Genomic DNA, 14,160 nt, shown 5'->3' with positions numbered 1-14,160 from the left:
CAAGCGCACGCCGTCCGGGGCGCCCGCGCCCGCCCGCAGCGGGGCGGGCGGGCGCGGGACGAGGTTCGCGGCGGTCCCCGAAGCACTACGCTGGAACACGAGAGGTGCCACCTGTTCACTGTGAGTGTGCGCTTGGGAGCGGCGACGATGAGCCGGGTCTATCCGTTCGACGACGCGGCGACGGCCCGGGCTGTCATCGACGAGGACGGAACGCTGGTCGAGTGGAACGAGGGCGCCGCACGCCTGCTCGGCCACCCGGCGGACACCGTGCTGGGCCGCCCCGCCGCCCGGCTCCTGGCCGGTGCGGACACCCCGGCCCCGCCCGCCGGCCCGCGCTGGCAGGGCACGGTCGGACTCCGCCACCGCGACGGCCGTACGGTCCCGGTCTGGCTGCTCGCCCACCGCCGGCCGGCGTCCGACGGACACGGCGGCAGTTGGCTCGTGGTCACCCCGCTCACCGGCTCCCAGCCGCCCGCCGACGACGACCCGCTCGCCGAGGCGGGCCTGATCCAGTCGCCGTGCGCGGTCGCCGTGTACGACGCCGAGCTGCGGCTGCGCCGGATGAACGACGCGATGGCCGAGGTGGTCGGCCTGCCCGAGGAGCGCCTGCGCGGGCTGCGGCTCGCGGAGATCGGCGGCGAGCCGCAGAGCGACGAGCTGGAGCAGGGCATGCTCCAGGTGCTGGCCACCGGCAGCCCGCTGGACATCCAGACCCGCGTGCGCACCGCCGGCGCGGACGGCGCGCACGCCTGGCTCGTCCGGATGACCCCGGTCCGGGACGCCCAGGGGCGGGTGCGCGGGGTGTCCGTGGCCGCGCACGACATCACCGACAGCCTCCGGGCCCGGCAGCGGCTGCAGCTGGTGAACGAGGCGAGCGTGCGCGTCGGCAGCACGCTGGACGTGACCCGTACGGCGCAGGAGCTGGCGGAGGTGTGCGTGCCCGTCCTCGCCGACTTCGTCACCATCGACCTGCTGGACCCGCAGGACCACGGAGGCGAGCCCCCGGCCCGCCTCACGGCGCCGGTCACCCTGCGCCGGGCCGCCCACCAGTCGGTCCTTCAGGGGGTGCCGGAGGCGGTGATCAAGCCCGGGCAGACCGAGGAGTACCCGGCCGGCTCACCCCAGGCCGACGCCCTGACCGCCGGCCGCCCGATCCTCGCCTCGGCGGCCGCGGGCGACATGGAGCCCTGGCTCACCTGGAACGACGCACGGGCCGAGCAGGTCCGCCGGTTCGGCATCCACTCCTCGATGTCGGTCCCCATCCTGGCCCGCGGGCTCACCCTCGGAGTCGCGGTGCTCACCCGCCACCGCCGTCCCGACCCCTTCACCGGGGACGACCGGATGCTCGCCGAGGAGATCACCACCCGGGCCGCCGTGTGCATCGACAACGCCCGCCGCTACTCCCGGGAACGGGAGACCGCGCTCGCCCTCCAGCGCAGCCTGCTGCCCCGCACCCTCCCCCGCACGGTCGCCCTGGAGGCCTCCTCCCGTTATCTCCCGGCCGCGCGGGCCGGGGTGGGCGGCGACTGGTTCGACGTGATCCCGCTGTCCGGGATGCGGGTCGCGATGGTCGTCGGGGACGTCGTCGGACACGGCGTCGAGGCCTCGGCCACGATGGGCCGGCTGCGGACGGCCGTCCGCACCCTCGCCGACATCGACCTCGCCCCGGACGAACTGCTCACCCACCTGGACGACCTGGTGGTCCGCCTCTCGGAGGAGTCCGGGGTGGACGCGGGCCCCGGCGAGGTCGGCGCGACCTGCGTCTACGCGGTCTACGACCCGGTGTCACGGCGCTGCACCGTGGCCCGCGCCGGGCATCCGCCGCCCGTGGTGCTGCGGCCGGGCGGCGCGCCCCAGGCGCTCGACGTGCCCGCCGGTCCCCCGCTGGGCCTCGGCGGACTGCCCTTCGAGTCCACCGAGGTGGACCTGCCCGAGGGCACCGTCCTCGCGCTGTACACGGACGGGCTGGTGTGGGCCCGGGACCGGGACCCGGAGACCGGCCGGGAGATGCTGTACGAGGCGCTCGGCACCGCCGCGGACTCCCTGGACCGGACCTGCGACCGCGTCCTGGGCGCCCTGCTGCCGCCGGGCGGCTCGGCGGACGACGTGGCACTGCTGCTCGCCCGGACCCAGGGCGTGCCCGCCGCGCAGGTGGCGACCTGGGACATCCCTGCCGACCCGGCGCTGGTCGCCCCGATCCGCAAGCAGGTCGTGCAGCAGCTGGACGCCTGGGGGCTCACCGAGGCCGCGTTCACGGCGGAGCTGGTGGTCAGCGAACTCGTCACCAACGCCATCCGGTACGGCGCGCACCCCATCCGGCTGCGGCTGATCCACGACGCGACCACGCTGATCTGCGAAGTGTCCGACACCAGCCACACCGCCCCGCATCTGCGCCGCGCCAAGGTCTTCGACGAGGGCGGCCGCGGGCTGCTCCTGGTCGCCCAGCTCACCCAGCGCTGGGGCAGCCGGCACACCACCGAGGGCAAGACGATCTGGGCGGAACTGCCGCTGATCGAGGCGGAGCAGTAGCTCAGCCGCCCGTCAGCCAGGGACGCACCTGCTTGCGGGCCTCGTGCAGGCGGGACTTCAGGGTGCCGAGGGGGATGCCGACGCGTTCGGCGACCTCGGCGTAGTCGAGCTGGCAGATGTCCCGGTAGACCAGCGGCGCGACCAGGTGCGGATGGGTGCGCTCCAGCCGGTCCAGCGCCTCCAGCAGGTCCACCCGGGAGCCCGCGATGACGCTGGTGGTGCGCGGGTCGACGGCGTACGAGGGCTCGATGGCGGCCGGCTGCTCGGCGGCCCGCCGCTTCAGCTCGCGGTACTTCTGCCGGCAGCAGTTGGCGACCACCGTGTAGAGCCAGGTGCTGAAGCGGCTGCGGCCCTCGAAGCGGGCGATGTGCCGGGCCACCTGGAGCAGCACGTCCTGCGCGGCCTCCTCGGCGTCCTCCCGGCACGGCAGGAAGCGCCCGCAGCGGCGCACCACCTCGGGCCGGATCTCGGTGAGCAGCCGGTCCAGGGCCGCGCTGTCGCCGGCGGCGGCCCGCCGGGCGAGGTCTTCCGTCGGCGCCTGGTCCAGCACCTGGGTCCCCCTTCGAGTCGATCTCAGGCCAGGCATGATAGTCGTATGCACTCCCCTGGGCGGATCGGCCGCTACCGCCTCGAACGGCCGCTGGGCACCGGCGCCTTCGCCACGGTGTGGCTCGCCCACGACGACGAGCTCCAGGCGCCGGTCGCGGTGAAGGTCCTCGCCGACAACTGGGCGCACCGGCTCGACATCCGGGACCGCTTCCTGTCCGAGGCCCGGCTGCTGCGCCGGGCCGGTTCCAGCCGGGTGGTGCAGGTCTACGACATCGGTGAACTCCCCGACGGCAGGCCGTACTTCGTGATGGAGTACGCCGCCGGCGGCACCCTCGCCGACCTGCTGGCCGGCGGCCCGCTGCCGGTGGGGCACGCGCTGGCGCTGACGGCTCAGGCGGCCAGGGCCGCCGCCGCGCTGCACGAGGCGGGGATCGTGCACCGGGACATCAAGCCGACCAACGTGCTGCTGCACACCGCCCCGGACGGCACCCGGCGGGTGCTGCTGGCCGACCTGGGGCTCGCCAAGAGCCTCGCGCAGGCCTCGGTGCTCACCCTGGCCGCGGGCTCGGCGGGCTATCAGCCGCCGGAGCAGGCCGAGCCGGGCGAGGGCATAGACGAGCGGGCCGACGTCTACAGCCTGGGCGCGGTGGGCTACGAGCTGGTCACCGGGAGCGTGCCGGGCCCGCCCGGCAGGGTCGTACCGCCGCGGCGGCTGCGGCCGGACCTCGGCGAGGCCGTGGAGCGGGCGCTGCTGCGGGCGCTGGAGCCGGACCGGGCGCGCCGCTGGCCGGGCGCGCAGGCGTTCGCGGACGAGCTGGACCGGCTGGCCGCGGGGACGCCGGCGCTCCGGCCCGCCCGGCGGCTGGACGGGGTACGCGGCCGGCTGAACGCGCTGACGCTGTCGCTGGCCGCGGTCACCGCCGCGGTGGTGGCCGCGGCGGTGGTGACCGTCCTCATCCGCCCCGGCGGCTCCCCGGACCGGGTGCGGGTGACGGACTCGACCGGGCGGGTGGCGGTCGAGGTGCCGGCGGGTTTCGGCCGCGAGCTGCGCGACTCGGGCTGGAACCCCGGCGCGCTGGGGCTCGCCAAGGGCCATGAACCGGGCCTGGTGGTCGCCGACGACCTGAGCAGATGGCCCGAGCTGGGCGCGGCGGTGGACGGCGTGTTCGTCGGCCTGAGCGAGCACGGCGACGTCACCGCGCGGGTGAAGGCCCTCACCCACACCGGCTGCCGCTACTCCGGCAGCCGTACCTTCTCCGACGCCACATGGCACGGCCTGGTGCGGGCCTGGAGCGGCTGCCCGGACGGCGGCTCGGTCACCGAGTCCGCGCTGGGTCCGGCGGACGGCGGCGCGCAGCCCCAGGTGTACGTGCAGGTGCGCCAGCGGGGTGACGGCGACGCGACCGAGGGCATACTCCGTTCGCTGAGCGTGTCCTGAGGGCGGCTGCGGAGGGGCGGGGCGGGGAGGAAAATCCCGTGTGGGCCGAACTTTTCCGGCGTCGCGCGCATCGCAGGTGTGTGGACGGCGCACTCGGCGCCATGAGGCACGCGGTCCGTCGCGTGCCGTGACCCTCCAGGAGTGTGGAGCGACATGGTGTACGCACCCCGGTCCGCGCGGCACGGGGCCCTGCTCGTGGGCACGGTCGCCGTGCTGGGCCTCCTGACCGCCTGCGGCAACGGCAAGCAAATCCAGACCCACCCGCCGATCACGGCCTCCGGCACGGCGGCGCCGGCGACAGGCACCACGCAGACACCGGGGTCCTCCGGGTCCGCCACGCCGGCCGCGTCCACCGCGCGCAGCGGCGCCGCCTCGCACTCCGCGCCGAAGGGGACGACCCCGTCTGCGGGCGGCGGCGGTACGACCGCGGCGGTGACGAGCGCCCGCTGCCACACCTCCGAGCTGCGTGCCTCGGTGGGCCGCAACGACCCGGGCGCCGGCCAGGAGAACTTCCCGGTCGTCCTCACCAACACGTCCGGCCGGACCTGCACCGTGCGCGGCTACCCGGGCGCGGCGTTCGTCAGCGCCTCCGGCGCGCAGCTCGGCGCGGACCCCAAGCGTGAGCCGGGTTCCCCGGCGACGATCACGCTCAGGCCGGGACAGAGCGCCTGGGCCGGGCTGACCTTCTCCAACCCCGGCATCAGCGGCGCCGGTACGGCCACCCCGGCCGCGCTGCTGGTCACCCCGCCGGACGAACGCGACTCGCTGAAGGTCGCCTGGACGGGCGGAGCGGTGCCCGTCTCCGGGAACTCCTCGTCCGTCTTCCTGTCGGTGTTCAGCCCCGGCACTGCTCCCTGACCCGCTCCCCGCACACACCGGGAACCCCGCTGCCGCCCTCCCCGGGCAGCGGGGTTCGTCATGTTCGCGCCACAACTGTCACAGGACGGCAACAGGCGCCGTAGCCCGCGATCTTTCCCCCGGCATCCGTCATCGAACCCGTCGACCAGATCGGCGAGGCGGCCCCGCGGGGGTCGTGATCCAAGGAAATCGGGGAGAAGATGAGCGGGATATCGCGCAGGCGGGTGCTGACGGCGGGCGCGGCGGCGGGCGCCCTGGGCACGCTGGCCGCGTGCTCCTCCGGCACCGGCCTCTCGGTGGGCGGCCCGGCGGGCGGCAAGGGCACCGCCCAGGCCCGGCCGGCCAAGCCGATCGGCGACGGCTCCACGGCCGACACCGGGCCCCAGCCGCACCAGCCGGAGCCCGAGCGGCTGAAGCCGGGGCAGAAGCCCCCGCAGTTCGTGGTGTTCTCCTGGGACGGCGCCGGCGAGCTGAGCAACCAGCTGTTCTCCCGGTTCCGCAAGGTGGCCGCCGACCACGGCGCCAAGATGACGTTCTTCCTCAGCGGCATCTACACGCTGCCCGAGTCCAAGAAGCACCTGTACCGCCCGCCGCAGCACCCGGTCGGCGCCTCCGCGATCGGCTACCTCGCCGACCGGCACATCCACGCCACCCTCCAGCAGGTCCGCGCGGCCTGGCTGGAGGGCCACGAGATCGGCACCCACTTCAACGGCCACTTCTGCGGCGCGACCGGCGTGCGCAACTGGTCCCCGGCCGAGTGGCGCAGCGAGATCGACCAGGCCGTCGACTTCGTGACCCACTGGAAGACCAACACCGGTTTCACCGACCTCGAGCCGCTCCCCTTCGACTACCGCAAGGAGCTGACGGGCGGTCGCACCCCCTGCCTGGAGGGCCAGGCCAACCTGCTGCCCACCGCCGCCGCGCTCGGCTGGACGTACGACGCCAGCTCCCCCGGCGGCCTGCAGATCTGGCCGGGCAAGGTGCAGGGCGGGAAGATCTGGGACTTCCCGCTGCAGTCGATACCGTTCCCCGGGCACGGCTTCCAGGTGCTGTCGATGGACTACAACATGATGTTCAACCAGTCGGGCGGCAACCCGAACGGCGACCGCGCCCAGTACGACGCCTGGCGCACCCAGGCCCGCGACGCCTACGTCGCCGGTTTCGAGCGGGCGTACACGACCAACCGCGCCCCCTTCTTCATCGGCAACCACTTCGAGCGCTGGAACGGCGGCATCTACATGGACGCCGTCGAGGAGGCCATCGGGAAGATGGCCGCGTACGGCGACGACGTGCGGTTCGTGTCGTTCAAGCAGCTCGTGCGGTGGCTTCAGGCCCAGGACCAGGCGGTGCTGCGCAAGCTGCGCACGCTGGTGCCGGGGCAGGCCCCGGCCGGGGGCTGGGCGGAGTTCCTGGGCGCGGCCGGCAGCAAGGCGTCGTAGCGCGTTCAACATCGTCTGTTTTCATGGGCGGGCACCCATTGATCCGTTCCGGAAGGATCCGCCCTGAACACCCCGCTCGCCGAGGCCCTGTCCGCCGTCCTGCTCGTCGCCGTCCTCGCCTGGGCCGTGGTACGGCCCTTCGGGTGGCCGGAGGCGGTCATGGCCGTGCCCGCCGCCGGTGTCGCGGTGGCCACCGGGGCGATCTCGCTCGACCACGCGCGGGCCGAGGCGGAGCGGCTCGGGCCGGTCGTCGGATTTCTGGCGGCGGTGCTGGTGCTCGCCCACTTCTGCGACGTGGAGGGGCTGTTCCAGGCGTGCGGGGCGTGGATGGCGCGGTGGGCGCGGGGCCGTCCGGTGCGGCTGCTGACGGCGGTGTTCGCGCTGGCCTCCGTCATCACCGCCGTGCTCAGCCTGGACGCCACGATCGTGCTGCTCACCCCGGTGGTCTTCGCCACCGCCGCGCGCACCGGCGTACGGCCCAAACCGCATGTCTACGCCTGCACGCATCTGTCGAACACGGCGTCCCTGCTGCTGCCGGTGTCCAATCTGACGAACCTGCTGGCGTTCGCGGCGAGCGGGCTGAGCTTCACCCGGTTCGCGGCGCTGATGGCGCTGCCGTGGCTGGTGGCGATCGGCGCCGAGTACGCGGTGTTCCGGCGGTTCTTCGCCCGTGACCTCGCGGCGGCGGCGCCGGCGGCCCGGGATGCCGGCGCGGGGCCGGGGCTGCCGCTGTTCGCCCTGGTGACCGTCGGCTGCACGCTGGCCGGGTTCGTGGTGGCGTCGGCGTTCGGTGTGGAGCCGGCCTGGGTCGCGGCGGCGGGCGCGCTGGTGCTCGCGGGGCGGGCGCTGGTGCGGCGCAGGGCGACCCCGCTGACCGTGGTGCGGGCCGCGGCCCCGTCGTTCCTCGCGTTCGTGCTGGCGCTGGGCGTGGTGGTGCGGGCGGTCGTCGACAACGGGCTCGCCGACGTGCTCGGGCATGTGGTGCCCGGCGGCACGTCACTGCCCGCCCTGCTGGGCCTCGCCGCGCTGGCCGCCGTCCTGGCGAACCTCATCAACAACCTGCCCGCGGTGCTGGTGCTGCTGCCGCTGGCCGCGCCGGCCGGGCCGGGGGCGGTGCTGGCCGTGCTGCTCGGCGTGAACATCGGCCCCAATCTGACCTACGCAGGGTCGCTGGCCACGCTGCTGTGGCGGCGGATCGTGCACCAGCACGAGCACGACGTGGACCTCGGGGAGTTCACCCGGCTCGGTCTGCTCGCCGTGCCGTCCTGTCTGGCCGTCGCGGTGGTGGCACTGTGGGGGTCGCTCCGGGTTTTCTGACCGGGTGTCCGACGTCTGGGGAGGCCGACCGGAATGCGTGTGATCGCCTGGCTCGTCGAGGGCACCTGGCCCGCCTGTGTGGACGCGGTGCGCCGCCATGCGCCGGACACCGCCGAGGTGGTGCTGCTGCACGTCAGCGCGCCCGAGGTGCCGGGGGTCGCGCACGGCGCGTACGCCGGGCTGCTCGGCCGGGGCCACCCGGAGCGGGATCCGGGCGGCCTGCTCGAGGCGCTCGGCGGGGCCTCGGCGGCCGAACTGCTGGACGCGGCGGCCCGGCGGCTGGGCCGGCCCTGCGCCCGTGAGGAGCGCTCCGGCCGGGTCGAACGGGAGGTGGTGGCCGCCGCGGAGGGCGCCGACCTGCTGGTGCTGGCCCGGGACGGCGACCGGTCCCGGCTCGGGCCGAAGAGCCTCGGCCCGGCGGCCCGGTTCGCCGTCGACCACGCGCCCTGCCCGGTGCTGCTGGTGTGGCCGGAGCCGGCTCCGGCGCTGGGCACGATCCCGCCGCCACCGCCGCACCGCCGCTGAGTCAGCGCCGGTGGCGTCCGCCGCCGTAGCCGCCGCCGTCTCCGTATCCTCCGTATCCTCCGCCGTCTCCGTATCCGCCGCCGCCCCAGCCGCAGAAGGACGTGGGCGCGGAGCACGGGCCGGACGTGGCCGTGGGCGTCGCGGAGGGGCCGGGCCCGGTCGCCGTGGGCTTCGGGGCCGACGGTGAGGTGGTGCGGGAGGCCGTGGGGGCGGGAGCCGGCCGCCGGGAGGTGCCGGCCGGCGACGGAGTGCTGTCGCCGTCCCAGTCGACGTTCTGCATCTGCAGGTCGGTCTTGGCGGTCTCGACGGACCAGCGCTGGACGGCGCCGGGGGCGCGGTCCTTGACCACCAGGGCGCCGGAGCCGTCGGTGGCGGCCGGGGTGAGGGCGAGGTCCTGGTTCCAGCGGGGTATCAGGGCGCCCTGAAGGGTGAAGTCGTACCGGATGTTCCTGGCGGCCTCGCCGCCGGCCGAACAGGGGGCGAGGCGGACCGAATAGGCGAGGTGCGAGTCGAGGCACAGCTGCGGGGCGGCGGAGCTGCGCAGCAGCCCGTCGGTGTCGTACGTCCACTGCTGGTCCGGGGCCACGGAGCAGGCGGCGAGTTCGGTCTCGGCGCCCTTGACGGCCTTCTTCCCGACGATGCCGACGCAGAGGCCGGAGCCGATGTTGCGCAGCCGGCCGTGCAGGACGCCCTGCCCCGCCGGGTTCGACCCGGCCCAGGACGGACTCCCGGCGCCCTTCCCCGGCGCGGGGGAAGCCGCCCCGCCGCCGGCCGGGCCCGCCCCGTCACCGGACCCGAGCACCGACCACAGCACCAACGGCAGCGCGACCAGCCCGCTCACGGTGACGACGGCCAGCGCCACGTTCCGCCGCCGAGCCCGCCGCGCCCGCGCGGCCCGCAACGCCGACCGCCCGGAGGCCACCGCATCCCCGGCCCGACGGCGGCCGGCGTGCTCGGCGGCACCGGTACGGCCCAGCGCTCCGGCAGCGGCAGGACGCCAGGCGGGCACGGCCGACGAACCCCGACCCGCGGTGTCGGCGGAGCCACCCCGACGCATGAATCCCGCGGCCCCGCCCCCACGCCGGGTCTCACCGGTATCGCCCCCGCCCGACACCTCCCCGGCATCCCGGCCCCCGAACACGCCGGAAGAACCGCCAAGACGCCCGGGCCCGGCGAAGCCACCCCCACGTCCGAACCCGCCGGAGACACCTCCACCCGACAGCTCGCCGGAAGGCTCCCGGCCTCCGAACCCAGCGGCACCGCCAAGGCGCGCGGGCCCCGCAGCCCCACCCCGACGCCCGGGCTCACCGGAAGCACCCCCGCCCGACACCTCCCCGGCATGCTCGCGGCCCCCGAACCCAGCGGAACGGCGTCGGTGGCCCGGTGCGGTGGGGCCGGGCTCGGTCGGCGGCGTGGGGGGATCGCCCGCAGGCGGCGACTGGGAATCGCTGACTCGCGTGGGGGCAGCGGAGCGCCGTCGGCGGGTCGGGCCTGCGCCTCGGCGCCCGCGTGGGCGCTCGGCAGGGCCGTCCCCGGCCGTCGGGGTGACGCCTCGGTGCCCGGCCCCGGCGGAACCGCCGGAGTGCGGCGGGTCCGTGAAGGCCTCGCCGGGCGGAGGTGCGACGGCGTGCGCCGGTTCCCCGGTGCGGTGGGCGCGGGCCTCGACGTAGGCCTGGGCGCCCCAGCCGAGGACCGCCTCGGCGAGGGCGAGGCCCAAACCCGTGGTGAACGCGGCGAGTTGGTCGGCGGTCCGGCCGCAGTGGCCGCAGCGGCCCAGGTGCTCGCGCAGGTCCGGGTCGACGTCGGCGCCGCCGCGCCGGAACGTCACGTCGAGCATGCGCTGATAGCGCCGGCACTCGTCGTCGGGGGCGAGTTCGCGGTGGGCCTGGAGGCACTCCTCGCGCAGCCGTTCCCGGGCCCGGCGCAGCTCGATCCCGGCGTCCTCCGGGTCCAGGCCGAGCAGGGCTGCCGGTACGGCGATCGGCTCGCCCTCGACCTCCGTGTGCCACAGCATGGTGCGCGAGGCCTGGGGCACCCGCTGGAACGCGCGGGACAGCAGCCGGCGGCCGGGCGGCGGCAGCAGCATGGCGGCGGCGCGCCCACCGCCGGCGCCGGACCGCAGCGCCGGGTGCAGGAGTTCCTGACGGCCGTCGGACTCCCACTCGGCGGCGATCCGGCGGACGGCCACCAGGATCTGGGGCCGCCAGGCGGCCGTGGGCCCGGACTGCCGCAGCGAGGCGCCGAAGAGCCGGGTGAAGGCGGCGGTGGTGAGCATGCCGGCGGCGCGCGTCCCGTCCGTGCACAACCGCGCGTAGGCGAAGGCCGCTTCCCAGTGCCGGTCGAGGAGTTCACCGATCGGATGGAGTGCGGGTGCCCCTCTGCTCCACTTCTTCAGTTCGGCGCTCAGCTGTTCGTCGGACGGGCCTGCCTCATGCACGGCTGCATTCCTCCAGACCTGATACGGAATTAGTCCATACCAAGCGGTATGAGAAGGCGGTGGGGCTGCCCGAACGTCCACCTGAGGCGGCTCTTGTGAAGCGTGGGGGGTGCACGGGAGCGGCCCACACTTTTGCACAGGCGCACAGGCCGGAACAAGAGATCTCTCGATTATCCGCGCTTGCGTACGGCGGACTTCCTTATTGACGCGAATTCAGGAGAATCCTTTTCTCCTCCTTACCGCCGGGCGCCCGCCCGGTAGGCGCCGGGCGGCACTCCGTACCGTTCCCGGAAAACCCGGCTGAAGTGGAAAGGACTGCCGAATCCGCAGGCCGCCGCGACCCGTTCCACCGTCAGGTCGGTGACCTCCAGCAGCCGCGCGGCGTGCCGCAGCCGGGCCTCCCGCAACGCCCGCATCGGGGACCGCCCGGTGCGCAGCGTGAACAGGTGGGCGAAGCGGGACGGGGACAGCGCGACGCCCTCGGCGAGCGAGCGCACGGTGTGCGGCGCGCCCGGGTCGGCGGCGATCAGCTCCTCGGCACGGCGCACCCGGGCGTCGGCGTCCGCTGCGGGCGCCGGCGTCCGGGCGCCGCCGGCGGCGAGCAGGACGACCTCCTCCAGTGCGCACAGGGCCAGTTCCCGGGCCAGACTGCCGTGCGCCACGGCCACCGGGTCCGGGTCGGGCGGCAGGTCTCCGGCCGGCCCGCGGGCGTCGGCGAGCATCCGCGCGAACGCCGCCTCGATCCGGCCGTGCAGGGCGCCGGGCACGGACGTGACGGCGTACAGGCCGTCGGACACGGCGTACGGGGCGAGCCAGTGCGTCCAGGCCGGGCGCGCCTGGCAGTGCGTCCACCAGAACCGCCAGCTCTCGGCTTCGGGGGCGACGGCGTAGCGGTGGCCGGTGCCCGGGGCGAGCACCACGAGGTCCCCGGCACCGGCGCGGGTGCGGGCGGCGCCCTGCCGGAGCAGGCCGCCGCCGCCCAGGGTGAAGGTGAACAGCCAACTGGCCGAGCCGCGGGGCCGGTTCACGCCGTAGCCGGGCCGCTGGTCGTAGCGGCCGGTGACCACCAGTCCCGGCGGTGGGGACGGGGACGGGTCGGCCGCGGCAGCCTGGGGCAGGTTCTCAGCATGCACGGGCATCCTCCCGTCGGGCGCGCGGTCCTAGCGTGGCGGACGAGTGACCATCCGACCCCAGGGAGCGGATCCATGACGGCCACGGACTTCGGCGCCATCCTGCCCGAGGCGCTCCGCCGGCAGTTCGACCAGGACGGATTCACCGTCGTACGCGGGCTGTTCGGCCGGGCGGAGACCGAGCGGCTGTGCGCCGCGTTCGCCGCGCTGCACGCGGCCGGCCCGGTGCCCGCCCGCTTCGAGCCGCGCCCGGCGGACCCCGATCCGCTGCGCCGGTACCCCCGGGTGATGCAGCCGCACGAATTCAACCCGGTGGCACGGCGGTTCCTGCTGGACGCCCGGCTGCGGGCGGTGCTGGAGACGCTGTTCGGGGAGGAGGTGCTGGCCGCGCAGAGCATGTTCTACTTCAAGCCGCCGGGCGCGCGGGGGCAGGCGCTGCACCAGGACAACTTCTATCTGCGGGTCGAGCCGGGGACGTGTGTGGCGGCGTGGGTGGCGTGCGAGCCGATCGACCGGGACAACGGCGGCCTCGAGGTGGTGCCGGGCACGCACCGGATGGACCTGTTCTGTCCCGAACTCGCCGACGAGGAGCTGTCGTTCGCCCGCGAGTACGTGCCGCCCCCACCCGGGCTGACGCCGGTGCCGGTGGATCTGGCGCCGGGTGACGTGCTGTTCTTCAACGGCAGCCTGGTGCACGGCTCCGGCTCCAACCGCACGGCGGACCGGTTCCGGCGGTCCTTCATCGGGCACTACGTCGGCCGGTCGGCCGAGCGGATCGGGGCGTACTACCGGACGCTGACCATGTCCGGGGAGCGGGTGGCGCTGCCGGAGAGCGAGGGGGCGGGTCCGTGCGGCACGGAGTTCCGCCCCGACGGGCCGCACTGAGCCGTCGCGGCCTCAGTGCCCGCTGATGGCGCGCGGGGTGTAGGGCTGCTGCAGTTCCTCGATCTCCTTGTCGGTCAGCTCCAGTTCCACGGCCGCCACCGCGTCCTCGATGTGGTGGGGCTTGGCGGCGCCGACGATCGGGGCCACCACCGTGTCCTGGTGCAGCAGCCAGGCGAGGGCCACCTGGGCGCGGGGCACGCCCCGCTCGTTCGCGATCCGGGTGACGGCCTCGACGATGGAGCGGTCGCTGTCCAGGTAGAGGCGGCTGCCGAAGTTGTCGTTGGCACTGCGTTCGGTGACCGTGCCCCAGTCGCGGGTGAGCCGGCCCCGGGCGAGCGGGCTCCACGGGAGCACGCCGACGCCCTGGTCGGCGCAGAGCGGCAGCATCTCCCGCTCCTCCTCGCGGTAGAGCAGGTTGTAGTGGTTCTGCATGGACACGAACTTCGTCCAGCCGTGCCGCTCGGCGGTGTGCTGCAGCTTGGCGAACTCCCAGGCGTACATCGAACTCGCCCCGAGATAGCGGACCTTGCCGGCCCTGACGACGTCGTGCAGGGCCTCCATCGTCTCCTCGACCGGGGTGTGCGGGTCGAAGCGGTGGATCTGGTAGAGGTCGACGTAGTCGGTGCCGAGGCGGCGCAGGCTGTGGTCGATCTCGGTCATGATCGCCTTGCGGGACAGCCCCGCCCCGTTGGGGCCCGGCCGCATCCGGCCGTTCACCTTGGTGGCCAGCACGATCTCGTCGCGGTCGGCGAAGTCGCGCAGCGCCTTGCCGACGATCTCCTCGCTGGTGCCGTCGGAGTAGACGTTCGCGGTGTCGAAGAAGGTGATGCCCGCCTCCAGCGCCTGCCGGATGAGCGGGCGGGACGCCTCCTCGTCGAGCGTCCACTCGTGGACCCCGCGGTCGGGCAGGCCGTAGGTCATGCAGCCCAGACAGATCCGCGAGACGTCCAGGCCCGTCGAACCGAGCTTCACGTACTGCATCGTTGCCGCTCCTGCGGTCGGGAGGGTGGTCACCCCCGAGCCTACGGCGTGGTCCGGCCGCCGACTTGACGA

At 74.9% G+C, this 14,160-nt stretch carries 11 protein-coding genes; 7 read left to right on the top strand and 4 right to left on the bottom strand.

Annotated features, from left to right (window positions below; genetic code table 11):
• Positions 1-147 precede the first annotated feature (147 nt).
• On the top strand, positions 148-2,529 hold the full coding sequence (locus ACGFZN_RS01120) for a SpoIIE family protein phosphatase (RefSeq protein WP_393856347.1): 2,382 nt from the start codon (positions 148-150) through the stop codon (positions 2,527-2,529).
• Between the two features lies 1 nt (position 2,530).
• Here ACGFZN_RS01120 and ACGFZN_RS01115 read toward each other — a convergent pair whose 3' ends face one another.
• On the bottom strand, positions 2,531-3,079 hold the full coding sequence (locus tag ACGFZN_RS01115) for an RNA polymerase sigma factor (protein ID WP_393856346.1): 549 nt from the start codon (positions 3,077-3,079) through the stop codon (positions 2,531-2,533).
• Between the two features lie 45 nt (positions 3,080-3,124).
• Between ACGFZN_RS01115 and ACGFZN_RS01110 the strand changes: the two genes are divergently transcribed.
• The 5 genes from ACGFZN_RS01110 to ACGFZN_RS01090 all read left to right on the top strand — a co-directional run bounded on the left by ACGFZN_RS01110 (position 3,125) and on the right by ACGFZN_RS01090 (position 8,655).
• The gene (locus ACGFZN_RS01110) at positions 3,125-4,516 is read left to right on the top strand and encodes a serine/threonine-protein kinase (protein WP_393856345.1); all 1,392 of its coding nucleotides are present in this window, start codon (positions 3,125-3,127) and stop codon (positions 4,514-4,516) included.
• A 153-nt stretch (positions 4,517-4,669) separates the two neighbouring features.
• Positions 4,670-5,374 (top strand): DUF4232 domain-containing protein, encoded by a 705-nt coding sequence (locus tag ACGFZN_RS01105; protein WP_393856344.1) that lies wholly within the window; start codon positions 4,670-4,672, stop codon positions 5,372-5,374.
• A gap of 200 nt (positions 5,375-5,574) precedes the next feature.
• Positions 5,575-6,813 (top strand): hypothetical protein, encoded by a 1,239-nt coding sequence (locus ACGFZN_RS01100; RefSeq protein ID WP_393856343.1) that lies wholly within the window; start codon positions 5,575-5,577, stop codon positions 6,811-6,813.
• Positions 6,814-6,876: 63 nt separating this feature from the next.
• Positions 6,877-8,130 carry an SLC13 family permease gene (locus ACGFZN_RS01095; protein WP_393856658.1) on the top strand — a complete coding sequence of 418 codons (1,254 nt, stop codon included), beginning with the start codon at positions 6,877-6,879 and terminating at the stop codon, positions 8,128-8,130.
• Positions 8,131-8,163: 33 nt separating this feature from the next.
• Complete coding sequence (locus ACGFZN_RS01090) at positions 8,164-8,655, top strand: universal stress protein (RefSeq protein ID WP_393856342.1); 492 nt, start codon at positions 8,164-8,166, stop codon at positions 8,653-8,655.
• A gap of 1 nt (position 8,656) precedes the next feature.
• On the opposite strand, the gene ACGFZN_RS01085 is transcribed toward ACGFZN_RS01090, so the two are convergent.
• Both ACGFZN_RS01085 and ACGFZN_RS01080 read right to left on the bottom strand, forming a co-directional pair.
• Positions 8,657-11,092: a ricin-type beta-trefoil lectin domain protein gene (locus ACGFZN_RS01085; RefSeq protein WP_393856341.1), complete on the bottom strand. Its 2,436-nt coding sequence runs from the start codon at positions 11,090-11,092 to the stop codon at positions 8,657-8,659.
• A gap of 236 nt (positions 11,093-11,328) precedes the next feature.
• Complete coding sequence (locus ACGFZN_RS01080; RefSeq protein WP_393856340.1) at positions 11,329-12,231, bottom strand: helix-turn-helix domain-containing protein; 903 nt, start codon at positions 12,229-12,231, stop codon at positions 11,329-11,331.
• Between the two features lie 66 nt (positions 12,232-12,297).
• Between ACGFZN_RS01080 and ACGFZN_RS01075 the strand changes: the two genes are divergently transcribed.
• Positions 12,298-13,107: a phytanoyl-CoA dioxygenase family protein gene (locus ACGFZN_RS01075; RefSeq protein ID WP_393856339.1), complete on the top strand. Its 810-nt coding sequence runs from the start codon at positions 12,298-12,300 to the stop codon at positions 13,105-13,107.
• A gap of 12 nt (positions 13,108-13,119) precedes the next feature.
• On the opposite strand, the gene ACGFZN_RS01070 is transcribed toward ACGFZN_RS01075, so the two are convergent.
• Complete coding sequence (locus tag ACGFZN_RS01070; protein WP_393856338.1) at positions 13,120-14,088, bottom strand: aldo/keto reductase; 969 nt, start codon at positions 14,086-14,088, stop codon at positions 13,120-13,122.
• Between the last annotated feature and the right edge of the window lie 72 nt (positions 14,089-14,160).

It is taken from the genome of Streptomyces sp. NPDC048192, assembly GCF_043202415.1.
Taxonomy (GTDB): Bacteria; Actinomycetota; Actinomycetes; order Streptomycetales; family Streptomycetaceae; genus Streptomyces.
The sequence above is the reverse complement of the archived record's forward strand: the minus strand, read 5'-3'. Positions and strand labels throughout refer to the sequence as shown.